At 42.4% G+C, this 20,920-nt stretch carries 21 protein-coding genes and 1 pseudogene; 5 read left to right on the top strand and 17 right to left on the bottom strand.

Annotated features, from left to right (window positions below; translation table 11 throughout):
* From QK890_RS13840 to upgY, 4 genes are all read right to left on the bottom strand, one after another.
* Positions 1–501: sugar nucleotidyltransferase (locus tag QK890_RS13840; protein WP_367627407.1), on the bottom strand; the 501-nt coding region annotated here is incomplete at its 3' end.
* A 144-nt stretch (positions 502–645) separates the two neighbouring features.
* Positions 646–1,965 carry a UDP binding domain-containing protein gene (locus QK890_RS13835; protein WP_223129450.1) on the bottom strand — a complete coding sequence of 440 codons (1,320 nt, stop codon included), beginning with the start codon at positions 1,963–1,965 and terminating at the stop codon, positions 646–648.
* Between the two features lie 27 nt (positions 1,966–1,992).
* On the bottom strand, positions 1,993–2,481 hold the full coding sequence (locus QK890_RS13830) for a UpxZ family transcription anti-terminator antagonist (RefSeq protein WP_223129449.1): 489 nt from the start codon (positions 2,479–2,481) through the stop codon (positions 1,993–1,995).
* A 19-nt stretch (positions 2,482–2,500) separates the two neighbouring features.
* Positions 2,501–3,037 carry a capsular polysaccharide transcription antiterminator UpgY gene (upgY, locus tag QK890_RS13825; RefSeq protein WP_223129448.1) on the bottom strand — a complete coding sequence of 179 codons (537 nt, stop codon included), beginning with the start codon at positions 3,035–3,037 and terminating at the stop codon, positions 2,501–2,503.
* A gap of 1,047 nt (positions 3,038–4,084) precedes the next feature.
* Between upgY and QK890_RS13820 the strand changes: the two genes are divergently transcribed.
* From QK890_RS13820 to QK890_RS13800, 5 genes are all read left to right on the top strand, one after another.
* Positions 4,085–4,432 (top strand): SH3 beta-barrel fold-containing protein, encoded by a 348-nt coding sequence (locus tag QK890_RS13820; protein WP_367627406.1) that lies wholly within the window; start codon positions 4,085–4,087, stop codon positions 4,430–4,432.
* Positions 4,433–4,572: 140 nt separating this feature from the next.
* Positions 4,573–5,466 carry a DUF4373 domain-containing protein gene (locus tag QK890_RS13815; RefSeq protein WP_223129446.1) on the top strand — a complete coding sequence of 298 codons (894 nt, stop codon included), beginning with the start codon at positions 4,573–4,575 and terminating at the stop codon, positions 5,464–5,466.
* A 930-nt stretch (positions 5,467–6,396) separates the two neighbouring features.
* Entirely contained in the window at positions 6,397–6,861 is a 465-nt protein-coding gene (locus QK890_RS13810) for a DUF4494 domain-containing protein (RefSeq protein WP_005788684.1), read from the top strand.
* Between the two features lie 147 nt (positions 6,862–7,008).
* Positions 7,009–7,677, top strand: coding sequence for a YggS family pyridoxal phosphate-dependent enzyme (locus QK890_RS13805; RefSeq protein ID WP_005779953.1), 669 nt, complete (start codon positions 7,009–7,011; stop codon positions 7,675–7,677).
* A 54-nt stretch (positions 7,678–7,731) separates the two neighbouring features.
* Entirely contained in the window at positions 7,732–8,706 is a 975-nt protein-coding gene (locus QK890_RS13800; protein WP_005806914.1) for a dihydroorotate dehydrogenase-like protein, read from the top strand.
* Between the two features lie 112 nt (positions 8,707–8,818).
* Here QK890_RS13800 and QK890_RS13795 read toward each other — a convergent pair whose 3' ends face one another.
* The 13 genes and pseudogenes from QK890_RS13795 to QK890_RS13735 all read right to left on the bottom strand — a co-directional run bounded on the left by QK890_RS13795 (position 8,819) and on the right by QK890_RS13735 (position 20,786).
* A complete protein-coding gene (locus QK890_RS13795; protein WP_022011874.1) occupies positions 8,819–9,613 on the bottom strand; it encodes an N-acetylmuramidase family protein in 795 nt (264 codons plus the stop codon).
* Positions 9,614–9,634: 21 nt separating this feature from the next.
* The gene (locus QK890_RS13790) at positions 9,635–9,973 is read right to left on the bottom strand and encodes a hypothetical protein (protein ID WP_005779958.1); all 339 of its coding nucleotides are present in this window, start codon (positions 9,971–9,973) and stop codon (positions 9,635–9,637) included.
* Between the two features lie 6 nt (positions 9,974–9,979).
* Positions 9,980–10,486, bottom strand: a complete 507-nt coding sequence (locus tag QK890_RS13785) for a hypothetical protein (RefSeq protein ID WP_005779960.1) — start codon at positions 10,484–10,486, stop codon at positions 9,980–9,982.
* 11 nt (positions 10,487–10,497) lie between these two features.
* Entirely contained in the window at positions 10,498–10,734 is a 237-nt protein-coding gene (locus QK890_RS13780; protein ID WP_005779961.1) for a hypothetical protein, read from the bottom strand.
* Positions 10,731–11,345: a DUF2589 domain-containing protein gene (locus tag QK890_RS13775; RefSeq protein WP_005779963.1), complete on the bottom strand. Its 615-nt coding sequence runs from the start codon at positions 11,343–11,345 to the stop codon at positions 10,731–10,733. The genes QK890_RS13780 and QK890_RS13775 overlap by 4 nt, the downstream gene beginning before the upstream one ends.
* A 24-nt stretch (positions 11,346–11,369) precedes the next feature.
* Positions 11,370–12,182, bottom strand: a complete 813-nt coding sequence (locus QK890_RS13770; protein ID WP_005779965.1) for a hypothetical protein — start codon at positions 12,180–12,182, stop codon at positions 11,370–11,372.
* Between the two features lie 30 nt (positions 12,183–12,212).
* The gene (locus tag QK890_RS13765) at positions 12,213–13,085 is read right to left on the bottom strand and encodes a DUF2589 domain-containing protein (RefSeq protein WP_022011876.1); all 873 of its coding nucleotides are present in this window, start codon (positions 13,083–13,085) and stop codon (positions 12,213–12,215) included.
* Between the two features lie 134 nt (positions 13,086–13,219).
* The gene (locus QK890_RS13760; protein ID WP_032535999.1) at positions 13,220–13,621 is read right to left on the bottom strand and encodes a LytTR family DNA-binding domain-containing protein; all 402 of its coding nucleotides are present in this window, start codon (positions 13,619–13,621) and stop codon (positions 13,220–13,222) included.
* A gap of 40 nt (positions 13,622–13,661) precedes the next feature.
* The gene (locus QK890_RS13755) at positions 13,662–14,006 is read right to left on the bottom strand and encodes a DUF3876 domain-containing protein (protein ID WP_005779973.1); all 345 of its coding nucleotides are present in this window, start codon (positions 14,004–14,006) and stop codon (positions 13,662–13,664) included.
* 230 nt (positions 14,007–14,236) lie between these two features.
* On the bottom strand, positions 14,237–15,130 hold the full coding sequence (locus tag QK890_RS13750) for a hypothetical protein (protein WP_223129445.1): 894 nt from the start codon (positions 15,128–15,130) through the stop codon (positions 14,237–14,239).
* 10 nt (positions 15,131–15,140) lie between these two features.
* The gene (locus QK890_RS13745; RefSeq protein ID WP_223129444.1) at positions 15,141–17,567 is read right to left on the bottom strand and encodes an amino acid adenylation domain-containing protein; all 2,427 of its coding nucleotides are present in this window, start codon (positions 17,565–17,567) and stop codon (positions 15,141–15,143) included.
* 14 nt (positions 17,568–17,581) lie between these two features.
* Positions 17,582–19,953, bottom strand: a pseudogene (locus QK890_RS13740) (TonB-dependent receptor plug domain-containing protein).
* Complete coding sequence (locus QK890_RS13735; protein ID WP_032541041.1) at positions 19,950–20,786, bottom strand: sensor histidine kinase; 837 nt, start codon at positions 20,784–20,786, stop codon at positions 19,950–19,952. The pseudogene QK890_RS13740 and the gene QK890_RS13735 overlap by 4 nt, the downstream one beginning before the upstream one ends.
* Between the last annotated feature and the right edge of the window lie 134 nt (positions 20,787–20,920).

The raw sequence follows: 20,920 nt of genomic DNA, 5'->3' as shown, positions 1-20,920 counted from the left end.
AGGAGTATCAGGTTTCTCCTCAAGGCTGAGGACATTCCCATCCCTATCAAATTCAGCTACCCCATAGCGTTCCGGATCTTCAACCCAATAGCCAAAAACCGTAGCCTTATTTTGTAATTCTGCGGATACTACAGCCTCCTTCAACATCTTAGTAAAAAAGCTACCATAAAAGATATTATCGCCAAGAACCAGACATACAGAATCACCGCCTATAAACTTCTCACCAATGATAAATGCCTGTGCCAAACCGTCGGGAAAAGGTTGTTCGGCGTACTCAAAACGTACTCCAAAGTCAGAGCCATCACCCAGCAAACGTTGAAAGCCGGGTAAATCGTATGGAGTGGAGATAATCAATATTTCACGAATCCCCGCCAACATGAGTACAGAGATAGGATAATAGATCATCGGCTTATCAAATATCGGAAGCAACTGCTTACTGACTCCTTTGGTGATCGGATATAAGCGAGTGCCCGAACCACCGGCCAAGACAATACCTTTCATAATTAAAACTTAAAGAGATTTTTAACTATTGGCATACGCTTTTCTAAATCTCCACTACTATATACTATCGTTATTTTGATAGCTATGCAAAGCTATGACTATGACAACTAATCTGAACAGGAAGATGTGAAAATTAAACGTTTACTAGTCTCTGCAAAAAATATCGCGAGTGAATACTTTATCTGCCACATCATCCAAACAAGCATCGTAACGATTAGCAATAACGGCATCGCTCATCTGTTTGAACTTGGCTAGATCGTTTACTACCGTACTACCAAAGAAAGAAGTACCATCTTCGAGCGCAGGCTCGTAGATGATAATCTGGGCACCTTTGGCCTTGATGCGCTTCATAATACCTTGTATAGATGACTGACGAAAGTTATCAGAGTTGGATTTCATGGTAAGGCGGAAGACACCAACAACGACATCTTGTTCTTTCTTGGCATCCCATTGACTGGAAGCAGTGTAGTAACCGGCTTTCCGCAACACCTGATCGGCGATAAAATCTTTGCGGGTACGGTTACTCTCCACAATAGCAGTCATCATGTTCTGGGGTATATCGGCATAGTTGGCAAGCAACTGCTTAGTATCTTTGGGCAGGCAGTAGCCACCGTAACCGAAGCTGGGATTGTTATAGTGAGTACCAATGCGCGGGTCGAGCCCTACACCTTCTATAATGGATTGTGCATCCAATCCTTTTACTTCGGCATAAGTATCGAGTTCATTAAAATAACTGACACGTAGCGCCAAATATGTGTTAGCAAAAAGTTTCACAGCTTCAGCCTCCTTAATACCCATAAAGAGAGTTGGAATATCCGCTTTTATAGCGCCTTCTTGTAATAAGGCAGCAAAGGTTTTAGCAGCTTGCTCAAGCATCGGTAGATTAGAGATAGTCCGGATAGCTTCGTTTTCTGCATCAAACTGATTACCATTCATCATTTTGGGAACCCCCACAATGATGCGGCTGGGATAGAGATTATCGTAAAGTGCCTTGCTCTCTCGAAGAAACTCGGGAGAGAAAAGCAAGTTAAGCTGCTTGGCTCCTCGCTGTGCATACTTAACGTATAGACTGCGACAGTAGCCTACAGGTATGGTGGACTTGATGACCATTACGGCATCGGGATTGACACTGAGCACAAGGTCGATGACATCCTCAATGTGGTGAGTATCGAAATAGTTCTTTACCGAATCGTAGTTGGTAGGGGCAGCAATAACTACAAAGTCGGCCTTGGAGTATGCTGCGGTTCCATCAAGAGTAGCTGAGAGACGCAACGGTTTCTCGGCCATATATTGCTCGATGTAATCATCTTGAATGGGAGAAATCTTCTGATTGATTTTCTCTACTTTCTCAGGCAGTACATCGACTGCTACCACTTCGTGATGCTGTGCCAGCAAAGTGGCAATACTCATCCCTACATAACCGGTTCCGGCTACGGCAATTTTTAGTTCATTAAATTCGCGCATGAAAAAAATCAGGTTTAATAGTAATCTTTACTCTTCAACATACTCCCACGGATAAGGATTATCCACCACAGTCTGAAACTCGTTAATAGCCTCTTGCTGTTCAGTAGTAAGTGACACCGAATCCCAAGAAGCGATAATTGCACGGGCTTCTTCAGCCAAAGGCTCGTCGAATACCTCACCATAGCAGGCGGTAAGCAGGCGGAGCTTCAATAGCGAAGCGGGAAGAGTATCGAGGATATCCCAGCAACGATCTAATATTTCCTGGATATGTTCGCGCTTTTCTCCGTGGTCGATGAACGATGCGTTGTAACCCATCAGGAGAGCGAGACAGACAGAGGCCTGCTCTTCAACCGTAGAACCTTTGATACCGGAATTATACAATGTTGTGGTCAAGCGGTAAACTTCATTGTTACGGCGGGACAAGTCATCGCTGTAAATGGGACTCCCGTCCATGCCCAAATACATCAGGTCGTGCGCGGCACGCTGAAGGGAAGCTACTTCTTCGGAAAGAGTCATAATAAATTTGAATTATGAATTATTTGATTACTTCTATAAGATCAGGATGAATGGTGGCCATGGCAACTGCTATGACACCTTGTATAGCAATGACCACGCGACGATCCCGGGCGCCTTTCACTTTCAGGAAAACACCTTCCTGACCCTCGAAGTCACCACCCGTAATACGGACTTTGGTGCCTTTGGACAGGTTGAGTTCATCGGGTTGAAAGTATAGAAGATGGTCACTGTAGGTGCCGGCTACAGCGATGAAGCGCTGCATTTCATTGTCGGGGATAATTATCTTCTTGCCGCTACGGGTATCGGTGATATATTGCAAATAAGCAACCATAGACTTGACGCGCTTCACTTCGGAAGGATAAGCGTGAATAAAAATCAGATTGTGAACGATAGGAACCAAGACACGGACTTTTTTTCCTTTCTTTATACTTATCTTGTATTGCATGGGAACAAAACAGCCCAAGTTCTCTTTCGCAAGCAACCGCATAGCGTCAGTCTCACGACGGTAGGTGGCACGCATAGCGAACCATATTTCGGTCTCTTTCTCCACTTCCATTATTCGATTATTTCAGAAAAGGACATTCTCCCGGGGCTTTGAACTTCTTGCACATACTTGAAATTCAATCACTTGCGAGTACTTTATGTAATATACGGCAAGCTTTGTACTCTCTTGCCACGGTTTCTTGCAGTTACTCATTACCTATCTGGTAAGAAACTATAAACGAACGAATTACACTAAAAAAACGTGTTTTTAAACGTTCGTCTTTTGAAACACCTTTTTTGTAAACAAATCAAAAACAGGAGATAAACAAAATCAGACAGATAATAAATAGTTTTTTATTAATTCATAAACAACTATATATTAGCCCATTAATGTGATAAGCGAAAGAGGGAAATCATTTTTTTTATTAAACATTTTGCTATTATGAAAATACCCCTTATCTTTGCGTTCAAATAAACGAACGTCTATTGAAACACTCGCTTTTTCATCTAATACAATACTATATATCAAATATTTAATCTATCAAAAGCGTTCATTTTTTCTTTAATTCCGCTTTTATTTGCCTACCGATAGATTCCTTTCTACCTTTGCAACAAATTAACAACATTTAGTTATTAACAAAATAAAAGAAATTATGGACAAAGAAAAAGGATTATTTCAAGCCGTAGACAAAAGTGTAAAAAAACGCTATTATCGAAACGCAATCAACTATTACAGAATCAGTTAAAGAAACAAGAGGCAGAAAGAAAGGAATACCGATACGTGGAATAATTTCGCATAAAGGAGAACTTATCAAAGCGTTGATAGAATCCTACATAGAGGATGCGAACATACAAAATATCAATACATGTCAGGCTTCACTCGCACGCTACATCAATAAAAAAAGACTAATCGGAAATATTAAAAACGGAGTATTTAAACCATTATCCATCAGTTCAATATTAGTCTATATCAGCAACATTTGGGAAGAAGTGGAAAAGGATAGACAGCACAAACCCGCCATCCACAAAAATACGCACAATGAATTATCATAATCCGTCTTACATGAAACGCCCCCTATCTTCGTGGCGATAACATTTTATCAACTTAAAAAATATACGTATGAAACGGAAAAAAAGACCGGTATCACAAAGTGAAGCCATGAAACTGAGATGGAAGAGACGGATTGTCTTTGAGAAAGGATATACCGAGCAGTGTGCCGAATGGATGGCGGAACGCCTGGAAGAATTAATAGACCACTTGCAATACGGGCACGCAGTTATTGCTTATCAGAAGCAGAACGGAGATTTCAAGCTGGTGAAAGCGACACTGATCTACTATGAAGCGGAATTCCACAAGAAGTATGATCCCACAAAAATAGAAGGCGCAGTAGTCTACTGGAATGTAGACGAACAGCGATGGACAACATTCCAGGTGGAGAACTTCATGGAGTGGAGACCGATCGTATAGGGCGCCACCACAGATTACACAGATTTTCACAAATGAATTATTTCTATTTTGAGGAATCAGGAGAAAACGTCTTTGGGAATCCGGTGTAATTTGTGGTAAATATCTTATTGAAAGTACAAACAACTAATCTAAAAAACAATATGGCAATAGCATATGACGGGATCAACTATTTCCCGGTGGGCGTAAACTTCATGGAAGAGAACGCAATGGAAGTGATAGAGGCAAAATACGGAATAAAAGGGTCGGCAATTGTGCTGAAACTGATGTGCAAGATTTACAAGGAGGGATACTACATACGGTGGGATAAAGAACAGTGCCTGATTTTCGCAAACAAGGCAGGGAGAGAGGTGCAAGCAGAAGAGGTGAAGGGGATCATCAAAATTCTGTTCATCAAAGGAATACTGGACGAAAACAGTTATCAGGAAAACGGAATACTGACTTCGGAAAGCATACAAAAGGTATGGCTGGAAGCTACAAAGCGAAGGAAAAGAGAGCTGTCGGAACTCCCCTATCTGATGGTGAAACCGGAAAAGGAAAGCGGCAAACCGGACAATGCATCCACACAACAGGAAATTGAACGACCCAAGCCGCTTAAAGAAGGAAAAGTAGCTGTCGGCACAGGAGATGTAGCCGTTAGCCCGGGAAATGTAGTACACGATGTAGCCGTTAACACAAAAAATGCATGCAATTCCGGACAAAGTAAAGTAAAGAAAAGTAGAGCAAAGGAAAATAAAGAATTACCCCCCTCAGCTCCCCCCAAGGGGAAGGAGGAAGAAAGGATGGAGGATTCTGCTTCTCTCCCGATACCGGGATACGCTTTCAATACGATGACGCACAATTATCCGGGACTGACGGATACGCTCCAAAGATTGGGGATCAACGAGGTAAGCGAGGTAAATGCCATTCTCAGACTGTCGGACTATGGAAGAAAGGGAACGACGGTGTGGCGGCTGATTGCCAACACTTGCTGGAGCGATATAGGGGCTAAAGGAAGATATCTGATAGCGGCGCTAAATAAGGCAAAAAGGAAATAAACGGATAGTGCAAATCCCCCGTGTATAGTTGACAAAAAAGCAAGTATATCGGTTCCAGCCTGCAGAGACCTTCAGTGAGGCAAAGAAGTAAAAATCAAACTTAATAAACTGAAATACAAACCATTAAAAATTCAAAACATCTGTCAGTAAAAGCTTTGTTTTAACACAAAGTTAAAGTTTATTCTTTGGATGCAAATAACAAGTGTTTTAAATGCAAAAGACTTGTTATTTGCATTTAAAAATAAAAATGGCCGGAAAAGGGGTTAACAATGTTAATTGTTACGATATTATTCTCACCTAGGGATATGTCCTTTATACACCATTAATATAGAACAAATCGTATTACCTATTTTCGATTTGGAACGTTCTGTTTGTGATGCGATTAAGTATCGCAACAAAGTAGGCATTGATGTGATGGCAGAAGTTATTCAAACCTATCTAAAGCTACCAGAAAGGATTATATAGAGAATCACGTTGTCCTCAGTTCTGCATTTGCAGAGAGCCTCAATTTGAACATCAGATGGAATGCGTTTATAAAAAGACTTAAGGCATCAACTCAACTTACTTTTTCTGAAGTGACAAGTTATCTTCAAGATCAACTCAAGCCTTATTGGGAAAAATTGAAGTAACAAGAAGGATAATATCTTATTCCTGTCACATGGAAAAAAAGTTTAAACCAGCATTACTCCTTGATATGTTGTATGAAATTGTATACCAAGTATCAACTTACGAATTCATCAACTAAAAATCCCTCAATAAGCCCCTATTCCGGGCTGCGAGGTGATAAATTACAATAAACTGGCAATAAATTCTTATCTTTATCACAGCATAAAGAGAGATTTTGAACTATCTTTGTGGTAGAATAGATTAGCAAACAAGCAGATCTATATAGTAAATCATATATTAACTACTTAAAAATCAAAAGAGAATATGTCAATGCATACTTGGTTTGAGTGTAAGATCCGTTACGAGAAATTGATGGAAAACGGAATGAACAAGAAAGTTACTGAACCTTATCTCGTGGATGCACTCAGCTTTACAGAAGCAGAAGCACGCATTATTGAGGAGATGACCCCGTTCATTACAGGAGAATTTACCGTATCGGATATCAAACGAGCCAACTATAGTGAACTTTTCCCCAGCGAAGAAGAGGCTGCTGACCGCTGGTTTAAGTGTAAACTGATTTTTATCACACTGGACGAAAAAAGCGGTGCCGAAAAGAAAACATCGACTCAAGTTTTGGTGCAGGCCGCCGATCTGCGCGATGCTGTAAAGAAGCTGGATGAAGGCATGAAAGGTACAATGGCTGATTATCAGATCGGTTCTGTTGCTGAAACAGCAATTATGGATGTATATCCGTATAGTTCTGAGCCTAATGATAAACCGGAAGTATAATATTCGATCAGAAATGAATACGATTCACCACAGAGTACACGGAGGACACAGAGTTTTAATCTCTTGTTTATTAAGATGTTTAAGAGAAAGATATTCTCTGTGTTCTCTGTGTCCTCTGTGGTGAATAAAACTCAAAACCAATACAAAATGAATGTTACTGATAACTTAAAGCAGGTCCTGGCCGAATTGCCATCCGGCGTTCGACTGGTTGCGGTTTCGAAATTCCACCCGAACGAAGCTATTGAAGAAGCTTATCGTGCAGGACAAAGAATTTTCGGAGAAAGCAAAGTGCAGGAGATGACAGGCAAGTATGAAAGCCTGCCCAAGGACATTGAGTGGCATTTTATCGGGCACTTGCAGACAAACAAAATCAAATATATGGCTCCGTATGTGTCCATGATTCATGGAATCGACTCGTACAAGTTGTTAGCGGAAGTAAATAAACAAGCTATCAAAGCAGGAAGAGTCATTCGCTGTTTGCTGCAAATACATATTGCCCAGGAAGAAACCAAATTTGGTTTCAGTTTTGACGAATGCAAGGAGATGTTGAATGCCGACGAATGGAAAGCACTGGCAAACATACAGATATGCGGACTGATGGGAATGGCTACCAACACAGATTCGAAAGAACAAATCGAACGGGAATTCCGTTCTTTAAATTGTTTCTTCCACGAAGTGAAAAAACAATATTTTGCTGACGAACCGACTTTTTGCGAACTCTCAATGGGGATGTCCCACGATTATCACCTCGCCATTGCAGAAGGCAGCACGCTGGTAAGAGTAGGAAGTAAAATTTTCGGGGAAAGAGTTTATTAATAATTGAAACAATGAAACAGAAAATTCATTGAAAAACCATTAACAATAATTACCATGGCCGACTTAAAAACAACCTTTGCGGGATTGACTTTAAAAAATCCTGTTATCATCAGTAGTTCGGGACTCACTAACAGCGCTGCTAAAAACGCTAAGCTGGAAGCAGCCGGTGCAGGAGCTATTGTCCTGAAATCACTGTTCGAAGAGCAAATTATGCTGGAAGCTGACCGCTTGAGAAACCCGTCTTATTATCCGGAAGGAAGTGACTATCTGGCTGAATATATCCGCAATCACAAACTGGCTGAATATCTGGAACTGATTAAAGAAAGCAAAAAGGCCTGCACCATTCCCGTCATTGCAAGTATAAACTGCTATACTGACTCAGAATGGATAGACTTTGCCAAGCAAATAGAAGAAGCCGGTGCAGATGCGCTGGAAATCAACATTCTTGCTTTGCAATCGGACGTCCAATATAAATATGGTTCATTTGAACAGCGTCACATCGATATCTTAAGCCATATAAAGAAAACGATTCGTATTCCGGTTATTATGAAGTTGGGCAGTAACTTTACGAATCCGGTAGCCCTGATCGATCAACTATATGCCAACGGTGCAGCGGCAGTTGTTCTCTTCAACCGTTTCTACCAACCGGATATTGATGTAGAGAAGATGGAGCATACTTCAGGAGACGTGTTCAGCAACGCGTCCGACCTTTCGGCAACCCTGCGTTGGATAGGCATTTCTTCATCATTGGTTACTAAAATAGATTATGCCGCTTCGGGAGGTATTCATAAACCGGACGCAATCGTAAAAGCCATTTTAGCCGGAGCATCTGCCATAGAGGTATGCAGTGCCATTTATCAGAACACCAACTTGTTTATAGGAGAAATGAACCGTTTTTTGGGTGCATGGATGGAAAGAAAAGGCTTCAAACACATCTCGCAATTCAAAGGTAAATTGAACGCCAAAGATGTAGAAGGTATCAATATGTTTGAACGTACCCAATTCCTGAAATATTTTTCTGAGAAATAAAGATAATAACGATGAACGGTGAACAAGCTTCACAGCTTGCTCACCGCTCTTTTTAATCCATAGTTCTTTTTAAATTCAAATTTCATTGAGACGCTTCAGGTCTGTAATTGGCCTACAAAAATTTCTGGTAAGCTTTTGCTAATTTTTCATCATAACGATTCTCCTTATAAGCAGGACCATTGTAACGTCTGGCAAACTCTGCCCAGTCTTTGGCTTGCAAAGCGGGAAGCATTCCGGATTGTTTGATAAATCGGGCAGACAATATTAACTGGCTGCATTCACTCGCACACATAGCTTTTACAAAACTGTCGACACTCTTCTCTCCGCAGGCCGCATAGTTAAAACCCATAATCTGGAACATCCCCCAACTGGCAGAAGCATCCGCTGCTTCATGATTGATTTGGCGGGCTTGTTCCAAACGATCGTATTCACCCATACCGCCTTTATAATGTCCTTTCTCCCATTTGGGATAAAGAATGTTTTCATTCCCTTTCACATGCGATTCAGGATTGATATTCCGCTTTTTCAACTGATTCCAGAAAATATGACCTTCGAAAAGGATAGCGGGCTTACCGGGAGAAAAGAATCCTCCTTTTCCGCCTGTCTCCACTTGCTGTACGGCTTTTAAAGCAGCCACTTCCACATCGAGCAATCGGGCGACAAGAACGAAATCTTCTTCTGTCAAACGTTCAGTAGTGGGACGTCCTGTAAAAAACAGGGATTCCCAAGTACGGTATCCCACGATCCCATCAGCATCCAGTTGGCTTTTCTGTTGAAAATCAACAACCGATTCTTTCATTTCCTGTGTGAAAATCCGGCTTTCATTCACTGAATAGCCATTGCGTTTCAGCCCCTGACACAACAAGAGAGCTTCTTCGCCTTCATAATCCAATTTAATCGTTTTCATATTCCAATTAGTTTTTATTTATCATCTCATCTGTCCTGCCTTTTCCAGCTCGTAAAGCGACTTATAGGCACGATATATAAACTGGAAGAATTCATAACCGGTAAAATAACCGTCTGTACCAATACCGCTATTTCCCGATGAAGTACCACTAAAGAATTTTCCGTCCGGCAGAATGTCCGTCTGGACAAGTTTGGGATAATAAACTTCTTTCCATAATTTCATGTCTTCACCTGAGAATGAAGCACATCCTTTTTCTGCCGGAAATCTGTTCACGTACTTTTCCAGCATTGCCGCACACTCCATCAGGAGTTTTTTTTGTTCATTGGCGTTTGCGCCCATTTTATTTAATATAGGATTCATACTCTTTTATTTTTTAATGTTTAATTCAAATCTTATTTCACTAATCCTGGGTTTAAGACCCATATAGTCAATCTTTAAGACCGCAACTGTATTTTCCTTGTTACGACAAGTCACCTTGTTAGTAAAATACAAATTCCCGCTTTCGTCCGGAAAAACAGCAGTGCAATGCAAGTGCTCTCCTGTCTGGCGATAAGTCAGCAAACGCTGATCGCACATACGCAAGAAAAACAAAAAGGCATTTACAAAACTATCGACATGGATAATCCGTATTTCGGGATGATAACTACTGAGAGGCTTACCGACCAGTTTGTTATCTTTCAACAGAAAATAGCGTGCCTGTTCCGCACATTTGTCTGCCGACATCGCAACAGAAGGTTCATTTATCGTTATTTCAGCTGCATTATCCACTTCCGGCTGAGGAACGGCTTCCGAAACTACAACAGTTTCCGTATTTTCCTTTCGGAACGGATGGCGGATCTTCTCCCCCACCCGTTTGAAAAAAGTTAATTTCATAGTCCGTACACTTAGCCGTTGAATTTGCTCTTTCTCTCCAGATTCTCTTGTGCATTCTGCACTTTCCGTAATGCGTCAAAAGCCGGTTTTGATTTCATACGGTCTATGTTCAGACGCAAGTGACAGGATGGACATTGCAAAGCATTGGATGTCAACAACTCAAAAATCGATGTTTCAATAAACGTTCCGCATTGCGGACACTTCATCCCGGCTTTCTGTTCACGGGCATGTTCTGCTACATTATTCATTTCTTTCCTCCTTCCGTTATTTCTTCAGTTTCAGTCTCTTCTACTTGCATATTGCTTGCCGTCAGATGTAGTAAGTTGGACAATCCGGCAGGCACATCCGCCTGACGCATCTTCACCTTTACTTTCATATTCGCCGACAAGCTCTGCTGCACATTTGAGGTGCTGCTGCCCTCTCCCTGTTTGGGAGCCAGCGAAGCCCGGAGTTTAAATCCTCCCCCGCTTTGCGGCTCACTCACGCTTTTGCCTTCTTCCAGCGAGAATTTCTCTTCTGCTGTCTCCGATAAAGCATCCAGGATTTTAATATCAAAATCGAAATCCGCCTCCTGCACTTGTAACAGTGGCAAAGGTACCAGCGTAAGTATCGGGATACTCACACTTTGTTTTCTTCCTCCACCGGCATCCTGACTCTGATAGTTGAACGTAAGCATACGTATCTTACCGGTCCGTCCTGTTGCAGGATCATAAGATTCAAATGCTATTTTCATCAAATAATCCAGATACCTTTGCGAAGATAATGAATCTGCTTCAATTGTTGCGATCAAAGGACCGGCAATTAATTGCTGAAGTTCCATTACCTGACTACTAACGCTCCTAACTTTCTTTTTATCCATATTGTACCAATTGATTAGGATTGATTATCGCATTACAAAATCTTCCAGTAACGAATCATCGTCCGTTTGACTGACTGAATAATTGCGAGGACTGAACTTGATCTTAAAACTGTGTATCGCTTCTTCAGGCATATTCATCAGTTCATCAGCCGTGATGGCCACATCCAGCTGTGGAAATGAATGAAGACTTTTGAAGTTAGCGTCTACCGAGAGCTTTTTCACAATAGCTTCCATCGCTTTTATAATGTTCTTTTCAGCGGTATCACGAAGTTTTTCTCCATCTTCTCCGGCAAAAAGATCATCAAGGTCCGTATCATAAAGAAACTTTTTACGCACGACATCCGTCAGCCTGCTGATCACAACATCGTTGTTCACAGAACCATTGCTGCTGTCTACGGCATCATAGAGGTTATTCCGGAAAGAGTTTCTCATATTACGGCTCAGAAAAGTGCAGAATTCCTGATGAAGTTTGTTTTCTTTTTTAAGCCGTTCAAAGAAGTGTTTCTCTCCTTCATTTCTCTCTATATCCGAGGTCATCACTGTAGTGGCGGCACTGCTGATAGCTACCCTCGCAACCTGTTCGCACAGTTCCTTGAGGAATTGACGGAACTTATCATATTTGATATTAAACTGTTGCTGACTTTCCGATGCACTTTTCACACCATATTTTAAATCCAGTTCCATATCGCTGACCATGACATTAGGCAGTTGAAAATCTTTCGCCTTTCCGTCTTTCCCGTAAGAGTCGCCAAGCGACAATGAATAAAGGTTGGCCTCGTGCTGTGCCGAAACAATATCACGCAATATAGAGCCGATTACTGAACTTAACTGAGCCATATTATGAGTTCTTAAGTTTTTAAATTAATGTTAAGCCTGTGTCCCTTCCTGAGGAGCTGCCGTATCTTTCTTCACTTCGATAATAACTTCCTTCTTGCTTCCCTCTGCTTTAACAGTATATTTACCTTCCGGCAAATCGATAATTTTACTGTCACCACTTACCTTAAAGTCAGCAGCGTTGGCACCGGTTCCGGAAATAGTCAGTTTTTCAGGAGCCAACAGACCGTTAGGATCCTTATAGGTAGCAATCAGCTGTACTTTCTCTTTGCCATCTTCAATCAGCAGCAAGTTGCTGTTCACTTCCAATGTACCGGTTGGATCGGAAACATCCAATGAATTACCCAGCAATTCCAGGATTTTAGAAAGACCTGCAGGCATACTGTCCTGTCCGGCTTTTACAGCCACGTCCATAGTATACTCTACACTGTACTTAGAATCGGAAGTCGCTTTAGAGTCCTTTTTCGATGAATAGCTTGCATTCATATTGGCATTCATCTTGAAGCATCCCAATCCCAAACTGGCCGAAGCCTTCAGGGCCGCATCTTTGGATACTGACTCGTTTGTTTCTGCAGCCGATGAAGAAGAAGCACTGATATTAGCCTTAAAATTGATGTCCACTTCACGGATTGCAATATAAGGAATAGGAACGATAGTCAGCAACGGAATATTCAACTGAACCAGGCGTCCGCCCTGAATGAATGAGAACGAAACGTTAACCGCTGTTTTCTCACCGGTTTCCGGATTCACATTAATACCCACGTTCTGAATAAACTCCCAAGTGGTTTTAGCGGCTAAAGCCTGCGCTTCCACACATGCCTTCAACGGGCCACCAATAATAGAACCAAACGGAATCGCCTGCAACGCACTGGTTGCAACTTGCGACGGTGTTTTGTCAACTGCCATAATAATTGTTTTTTAAATTTGTTACTTAATTGTTTTTTCTCTTTTGTAAGCTTACGATGCAAAGGTAGTGCACGTTCTTTGCGTAGTAAATTTTTAATTTTAGACGGAGCCGGATTTCTTCCCACTCCCTTTCGTCACTTTCCCAATGCCCGTTTTGAATAAATCTTATGGAAACAGGCTTGAAAGTCCTTTTTGTGAGATTCACTCACCGGCAACATCTTTTTCCCGATGTGTACGTAGTTACCGGCAAACCCGGTCACTTTAAAAAGATTGATAGCATACGACCGGTGGATCCTTTTAAATTTGCTACAAGGCAGATCATTGTTGAAAACACGATCCAAAGGATAGCTCACTGTTATCTCGGCACCATCCTCCATATAGATTACACAATAACTTCCGGATGCTTCCACCCATAAGATTTCATCCAGAAGCACCCTTCTGTACTCATCACTGAAGTACACAAAAATAGCATTATCAACCAATGAGTTTTCCGACTCACCACAATAACAATACGGTTTGATCAAGTTCTCTTTCATAATTATTTTATTGTTAGTTAACTGAAGTACGTCCATGCGATTATTTAGCATAATCTCCTCCGGGAGAAAAGTACAAAGTATGTTTCAGGCTGTCATAATAAAACAGAATACAACCCTCTGCCCGGATATACCCTTTTGTGGGTGAACTAAGATGAAGCGGATAGCGGACCGGACAGACTCGTCCGTCATTAATGCGATGATGAACAATGGCAAAATATCCTATGCTGTCTGTCCCTAATGTTATGTCCGGACGGTCTGTGGATGATTTCCATCTTCCATACATACCGTCCGGCATTTCTACCGGACTATGTCGGCAGCTTAAAAACACAGGCATGATAAAGACAAAATACAAAAACAGCCTGTATAGACCTCTATTTTTGCTCATAACTTAACTTATTAAATTTCATTTAGTGCAAAAATAGGATTTTATTAACTTATAGAAATTTTACGTTCTGTATAGTGCGCTTTTTTTTCCGAATACCAGATTATTCTTTCCGAAAGTATTCTTTTATAAGAGACATATAAAGTTTAAAACACCCTTTTATCAATAGAAAAACAAATATAAATTCACTTTTAATACTGAAATAAAAAAATACCATTTTATATTAATATCTGTCAATGTGTTTCTCCCATAGGTTTATACAGGATGGCATTGATACGCTGTTCTTCATAAATAATTAATTGATGGGTAACCTCTGCAAGATCAGACTTCATGTGATATAGATAAGTACGCCCGGTTAATCTTTCTTCCATAATCCGTTCCAACTCCTTACCTATATTATCAGAAGGATCGATCTCCATAACACGTGGTATGACGGCTCCGGAAACAGCAGATTCTCCTTCCTGCCCCTGCAAATAATCGTATTGGGACAGCGTATAGTCCATCAACTGCTCATAGTTCAGTTTTTTCCGGGAAACCATCGTTTCCGCCAAAGGAATATAGTAAAGAATATCTTTGATAAAAGAACTGTATTCAGTCTGTATCCGACGCACCAATTGCATATATTTTTGCTCTTCCGGCGAAAGGCGGGAGGAGGTGAAAGAAAAGGATGCAGCAACCATCTGATATTCGAGGTTTTTATTGATCTCGCTCAAAACCTCTTTGGCATATGCATAATTCTTCATGGATATGGATGAAACGATGGTATTCAACACATATAGATCAATGGATTTCAGATTCTCAGCCAATTCTTGTTTAAAACCGGTAAACCAATCTTGTTGCTGAGTATAGATGATGGTATCCAACTGCAAAAGTTTCAGATCATGGTGAAGTACACCGGTTTGACGGAGTGTCTTGTTTAAAATCAAGATTGAAATGACTCCGCCAATGATTCCTCCGATGTAACTACCTCCGAAACCAATCCAGGTAGGCACATCATCCGCACCCGGCATCAGGGTCAACGGATTCAGTCTGATCAATGCCCAGTTGATCGGAAAAGGAAGTACAAGAGTCAGCCCAAGCAAAATAAGAAGATCCTTCTTACCCAAAGTGAAATTGTCTGTCTGCATAGATACTTACTTAAAAAAAAACAGTGATCAGTTGTTCCAGTGATTCGCCTTCCAGAAAGTGCCAATGATCTGTCGGTAATCGCAGGACAGAAGCATTCGGATAATATTTGTTCCACAATCTTTCGCAATTGTCATATTCAGTCCGGAATATACGGTAGTTTTCCTCTGTCCATACCTCTTCGGGAGACAATCCGGCCTGTTGATGGAATAATCCGGATAACAACACAATCACCTCTCCCTGATAAATCAGGTTGGGAGTCGTACTGAAATAAATATCAATGATTTCGTTCCGTTCACGTATCATCTCGTCAGTATCTCCGGGGAATATCAGTAAAGGATAATTCCGGCACAAAGCGGGATTCTGCCAAGCCTGTCCGTCGAGTGCGAAAACCTTTGGTGTTATCCCCATAGAGCGGCGTAACAACTCGGCCAGGCCGATTGCCAGTTCGGCACCCATACAGAAACCGGTAAGCGCGTAAACAGTACGTTCCCGGACCATCGGTTGTACCGCCCGGGCATAATATTCCAGCAATCCCGTAACATCCGCGGCCACTTTCCAGAAGTGATCGTAAACAGCATCTATCACAAGAATATCATATTTTTCGTATAAGCGGTCGGCAAAGTGAAAATACCAATGATTGAAATAAGCAGACCCGCAAACCAGAATGATAACTGGCTTTTTGAGATTTTGCTGCTTATACCAATAAACGGGTTCTTGCCTGGGAACCACCAACAGCCGGCGCAGAGTATCGGTAGCATAAACGGCAGATACACTAATCGGGCATCCTCTTTTATTTGCCTCGGTAACCAGCCTCAGTATATCCAACGAAGTCATTCCGAGGTCATCAATCAAACCGGCCTCAACACTGACCCGGGGTAAATTCAGCATTTCCTTCAAAATATCACATAAAATGATTTCTCCCGGATGCACCGGAGGGACATACTCCAACTCCACCGGAGCAAAAGGCGGGAGTGAACGAGTGTCGATCTTATCATTCATTGTACGCTGAAAACGATCTACCACCTGCCATAAATTAGGTATCATGTAATAAGGAAGTTCCGACCGCAAACGTTCTTTTACATCTTCCGGATGAAAACAGCCGGGCACTGATGGTTGCAAGTAAGCACCCAATAATTGCCGTCCATTTTGCTCCACTACCACTACGTGAGCTTTCTCAACCTCCGGATCCTTATTCAGGCATTCCGTTATCTCACTCAGTTCAATACGGAATCCCCGTATCTTGACTTGTGTGTCCTTTCGTCCGATAAAACGTATAGAACCGTCAGGCTGTTGCCGGACCAAATCGCCCGTCCTGTACAACCGTTCCCCATGATAGAAGATAAATGATTTTTCATTCAACTCTTTATTCCCGATATATCCGGGTGAAACCTGTGGACCACTCAAATAAAGCTCTCCTGTTGCTCCACCAACCACCTGTTGAAGATCTTCGGACAAGATATGGCAGGTGGTTCCTTCCAGCGGATAACCGATATTGTCGTACGAAGTCTCATCATTTACAATCCGTATGGTGCTGAGTACCGTATTCTCTGTCGGACCATAGACATTCATCAACCGGTATGGCTGTTGTTTCAGCCTATTAAACAACTTTTCACTGATAGCCTCAGCACCAAACAGCAAAGTCTTCATGAACGGAAAGTCAAGATTGGCAAACATGCCCAATAATGAAGGAGCGAAAAAGGCCACATTCACTTGCTCACGCCTGATCAGTCCGTCCAGCAAAGAAATGTCCCTGCGTTCCTCCTCCCCCGCCAAAACCAAAGTCCCCCCAATCGGCACACACATCATTAACTCTAATATGGAGGCATCAAAACTGATACTGGCAAAGGCGAGATACCTGTCCGAGGGGTTGGCTAAATGATAAAGTTCCGTATTCATCAGGTTCTTTGTAAATGTCCCCAGATTGGAATAACTGATCTGTACCCCCTTGGGATTTCCTGTCGTCCCGGAAGTATATATGATGTAGGCGCAATCATCGGGGAAGACCTCGGCATATCCGTCAATGGAGGGGCCGGAGAGTGCTGACAAGTCCAGATGGAGCTGGCAGGCTTCCGGAATTCCACTGACTTCATCCGGTGAATCGGTCAATAACAAAACCATGCCTGCATTTTCGGCCATGTATCGTTTACGGTTATCCGGCAAAGCAGGATCTATGGGCAGATAAGTCGCCCCCAATCGAAAGATGCCCATAATTGCAGGAACCAGCGTTTTATTCCGTCCCATACAAACTCCGATACAGACATTGCGGAAGCCGGATGCATGAGTCACCGGAAAATGTTGACGGACAATTTGCGCTATTTTCCCGGAATAACGTTCCAGTTCCTGATAAGAGACAGTACCGTCTTTCGCAATGACGGCCGTTTGGTCACCCCAAGTAGAGAATGACTGAAAAAAAGTTTCTTGAATATTTGTTTTCATTATTGTTTTTTGATTTAGAAATTATACAATATACTACCGGAAATCCACCGTCCTTTCTGCCGGATGGGAATATTTGCTCCTCCGCATTCATATCGGTTATTAAAGAGATTCTCAACTCCCAGACTGCCTTCTATCTGTTTGTACCTGCATCTGGTAGTGAAAGAGAAAACAGTATAGCCCGGCAGACGGACGGTATAATTGGTGGCATCTCCGTTGAGTCCGTTTTCCAATACGCTGACCTGTGTATAGCAACGGCTATTACAATTCATTTTTACATGGGCAGACCAGTTCCATATTTTCTTCTTTACCAGGAAATAGCCGGCTACAAGGTTCACGGAAAAATCCGGCACATTGTTAACCGACCCGTCGGTAACAAAGAAATTGGTATAACCCAATACTCTCTGATAGCACAAGTTTGCATCCAGATTTAATCGGTTTGCCCGGTAACGCGCGGTTACCTCGATACCTCCCATATCCAGCAGACCGGCATTTTCGTAAATACGGGTTTCCGGTTGGGTAAACAGAAAATGGGAAGCCCGGTTGTAGAAAAGGTTGCATTCAACATCTATATGAAAGGGGCGATAATGATAGGCACAAGTCAACTGGTACGAACTCAGATATTCAGCCTGCAGATTCTCGCCACCGGAGTAAGTATCCATATCGTTGTTTCTGTAATAATAGGGTGCATCGACAAACGACCTGGAATAACTGGCTTTCAGATTCAGTCCGTCCCGAAGATAAATAAGCGATACACGGGGAGAAAAGGCCTGCATTATCCGGTTATTTCTCCGTTTCTTATAGTCGTATCTGATTCCGGCATTTACAATCCAGTTTTTATGCAGATTATGTTTGAATTGAAGAAATACGTTTGCGTTCATTTCGTGACCGGTGTAAAGCCGCTTGTCGGTCCATGTCCTGACTATTTCTCTGAAATTCATACCTTCCAGATATTCAGAATCATAAAGTGCATACCGATTCCACTCCACGCCGCCAAGCATATTACCTTTTCCGTATCTTCCCCAATCGTAAGTATAGCTCACACGAGTGTTAAAGCCAACATTGAAGTCCATCCAGCGGATGTATTGAAAAACTCCACGATCCGGAAAAATGAGTTTGGTGCTGTCATTGGGATTGAGGTAAATAGGGTAATCCTGCAATGTATCTCCTGCGGTTTCATAACGTACATTTTTGTTCCAGTCGGTGTAGAACGTCGTACTGAAACTCACATTTTGCCACGTACGACTGTAAACCGCCTGCTCTCTGGCCGACCATCTGGAATATCCCGGACCGGCACCATCAAAAGTGCGGAACTTCTTATAAGAGTAGGGTGAAGCAAAAAGCCACATGCTATAAGGCTGCCTTTTTTTAGCATAGTTCATACTAAAACTGAAAAGTAAGTTTCCCCGTTGCAGTTTAATGCCGCCATCCAGAGCGGGCAGTTCGGAATAACCGTCCAGATAAATAAATCCGTCTCTCGGATAAAGGGCATATTGTTTGCCGGCAGGGACAAAAACCGGCTCTCCCGTTGCACGATACAAGGAAAACCATGCCATAAAATCCATGTTCATGTCGTGTTTGCCCAATAACAAGTCAGCAGCCAGCTGCCCCGGTCTCCGGCACCGACGGATACGGCACCATTACGAATGTCCACCCCGTCCTTAGTGACAATGTTAATCACGGCTGTCAGCGCCACGCTACCGTAAAGCGAAGAAGCCGGTCCGCGAAGCACTTCTATCTGTTTGACTTTAGCCAGGCTAATACCATAATCCGGCGAAACAGCATTCGTGATGTAACTGTTCAGGCGCTGCCCATCCTGCATAACCAGTATGTTTTCCTGTCCGGACGAATAGACTCCCCTCATAGCCAGATTCATCTCTTCATTGGAAGACAAACCGGATATGCCGGGAACATAAGCAATCAATACGTCACGCAGGCATCGGGCATGAATAGCCCGAATCATCTCCTCTGTAATCAGAGTGACAGGTACAGGAGCTTCTTCCGGAGTCTCCACCTGTTGCGAAGCCGTGACCAAGGTTACTTTAGTCTCCCTGTGCTTCCTGACCATGTCCGCAAAACGTTCCGGATCCTGTAACGAGATATAATAATAGGGTTCGTCCTTCAACAACAATGAAACATATTGTTCCGCTTCTGCAAAACGGTCCAAAGCCAGAAGACATAAAGCAGTCAGGCGGCATGCCTCGGTGCGCATCGTCCCCCGAAAAAACGGCAGATTCTCCTCCAATATACGGCAGGCTTGATCAATATCTCCAGTTTTATAAAGCGCTTCTGCCCTTACAAATGAATTTCGGACACTGTCTGCCGATTGTGCTGTCAGTTGCACGGCAAAAAAACAGGAGAAGATATATAACAACAGGTAGCGTTTCATGTGACCGGGATGATAAAACGAAAACAAGTATATTCATGTTGAACCGAATCAAACAGCACCTTTCCGTGATGTTTGTTTTCTATAATATCGCGGACGATCGACATTCCGAGCCCTGTCCCCTGCCCGACCGGTTTAGTCGTAAAAAAAGAGTCGAACAATCTTTGCTTGACTTCCGGACTCATACCTTCTCCATTATCACGGATGGTAAGCACGATTCTTTTATCCAGCTTTTCCAGACTCACCGTTATCTCAGGAGAATATCCTTCGGGAGTATCCTGCCATTTTCTCCATACCGCATAGCAGGCGTTGTTCATCACATTCAGCACTGCCCTGCTGAAATCCTGCGGAATCAGCCGGACCGGAGGAATGTCTTTGGCATAGTCTTCATGAATGGCAATATTAAAATTCTTGTAGTTGGCACGCATTGCATGATAAGCCAGCCACACATATTCTTTGGTCAACTTCTGTATCTGTGAAGGCATAAACTCATCATCCTTACCCCTGGAATAGAGTAGAATGCCACGGATAATACTAATAGCCCGGTCACCATGTTCTCTGATCTTGTCCATGTTCTCACGTAATCCGGAAAGTATATCTTTAATATCTTCCAGCGATTCTTTCGGAATACGGTTCCCGGTTTCATCAACAATGGTATCCAGATCGGACAACAACTGCCCGGACAATTTACTGAAATTAATGACAAAGTTCAGTGGGTTCTGTATTTCGTGGGCTATACCGGCACTCAACAATCCCAATGACCCCAACTTTTCCTGTTCTCTGAGCCGTGCTTCCAGCTCTTCAATTCGTTTTTCTTGTGAAATGCTTCTTTCCATAATCAATCTTTTTAAGTACTATATCATTATTAGCTTATATAATCCGACGGGATACTACGCTGTTAATCAAAACAGTGCATTTACCGACTTATTACACCGGCAGGTAAATGCTTTTACGCCGGCATGTAAATGCT

It is taken from the genome of Bacteroides sp. NGMCC 1.200775, assembly GCF_040798045.1.
GTDB lineage: Bacteria > Bacteroidota > Bacteroidia > Bacteroidales > Bacteroidaceae > Bacteroides > Bacteroides hominis.
This window is presented reverse-complemented; position numbering and strand designations above follow the sequence as displayed.

What these genes read in the sequence shown, in the direction of transcription:
- QK890_RS13835 (WP_223129450.1), bottom strand. Translation starts at nt 1,965, where the DNA reads ATGCGCGAATTTAATGAACTAAAAATTGCCGTAGCCGGAACCGGTTAT.
- QK890_RS13830 (WP_223129449.1), bottom strand. Translation starts at nt 2,481, where the DNA reads ATGACTCTTTCCGAAGAAGTAGCTTCCCTTCAGCGTGCCGCGCACGAC.
- upgY (WP_223129448.1), bottom strand. Translation starts at nt 3,037, where the DNA reads ATGGAAGTGGAGAAAGAGACCGAAATATGGTTCGCTATGCGTGCCACC.
- QK890_RS13820 (WP_367627406.1), top strand. Translation starts at nt 4,085, where the DNA reads ATGAAACGGAAAAAAAGACCGGTATCACAAAGTGAAGCCATGAAACTG.
- QK890_RS13815 (WP_223129446.1), top strand. Translation starts at nt 4,573, where the DNA reads ATGGCAATAGCATATGACGGGATCAACTATTTCCCGGTGGGCGTAAAC.
- QK890_RS13810 (WP_005788684.1), top strand. Translation starts at nt 6,397, where the DNA reads ATGTCAATGCATACTTGGTTTGAGTGTAAGATCCGTTACGAGAAATTG.
- QK890_RS13805 (WP_005779953.1), top strand. Translation starts at nt 7,009, where the DNA reads ATGAATGTTACTGATAACTTAAAGCAGGTCCTGGCCGAATTGCCATCC.
- QK890_RS13800 (WP_005806914.1), top strand. Translation starts at nt 7,732, where the DNA reads ATGGCCGACTTAAAAACAACCTTTGCGGGATTGACTTTAAAAAATCCT.
- QK890_RS13795 (WP_022011874.1), bottom strand. Translation starts at nt 9,613, where the DNA reads ATGAAAACGATTAAATTGGATTATGAAGGCGAAGAAGCTCTCTTGTTG.
- QK890_RS13790 (WP_005779958.1), bottom strand. Translation starts at nt 9,973, where the DNA reads ATGAATCCTATATTAAATAAAATGGGCGCAAACGCCAATGAACAAAAA.
- QK890_RS13785 (WP_005779960.1), bottom strand. Translation starts at nt 10,486, where the DNA reads ATGAAATTAACTTTTTTCAAACGGGTGGGGGAGAAGATCCGCCATCCG.
- QK890_RS13780 (WP_005779961.1), bottom strand. Translation starts at nt 10,734, where the DNA reads ATGAATAATGTAGCAGAACATGCCCGTGAACAGAAAGCCGGGATGAAG.
- QK890_RS13775 (WP_005779963.1), bottom strand. Translation starts at nt 11,345, where the DNA reads ATGGATAAAAAGAAAGTTAGGAGCGTTAGTAGTCAGGTAATGGAACTT.
- QK890_RS13770 (WP_005779965.1), bottom strand. Translation starts at nt 12,182, where the DNA reads ATGGCTCAGTTAAGTTCAGTAATCGGCTCTATATTGCGTGATATTGTT.
- QK890_RS13765 (WP_022011876.1), bottom strand. Translation starts at nt 13,085, where the DNA reads ATGGCAGTTGACAAAACACCGTCGCAAGTTGCAACCAGTGCGTTGCAG.
- QK890_RS13760 (WP_032535999.1), bottom strand. Translation starts at nt 13,621, where the DNA reads ATGAAAGAGAACTTGATCAAACCGTATTGTTATTGTGGTGAGTCGGAA.
- QK890_RS13755 (WP_005779973.1), bottom strand. Translation starts at nt 14,006, where the DNA reads ATGAGCAAAAATAGAGGTCTATACAGGCTGTTTTTGTATTTTGTCTTT.
- QK890_RS13750 (WP_223129445.1), bottom strand. Translation starts at nt 15,130, where the DNA reads ATGCAGACAGACAATTTCACTTTGGGTAAGAAGGATCTTCTTATTTTG.
- QK890_RS13745 (WP_223129444.1), bottom strand. Translation starts at nt 17,567, where the DNA reads ATGAAAACAAATATTCAAGAAACTTTTTTTCAGTCATTCTCTACTTGG.
- QK890_RS13735 (WP_032541041.1), bottom strand. Translation starts at nt 20,786, where the DNA reads ATGGAAAGAAGCATTTCACAAGAAAAACGAATTGAAGAGCTGGAAGCA.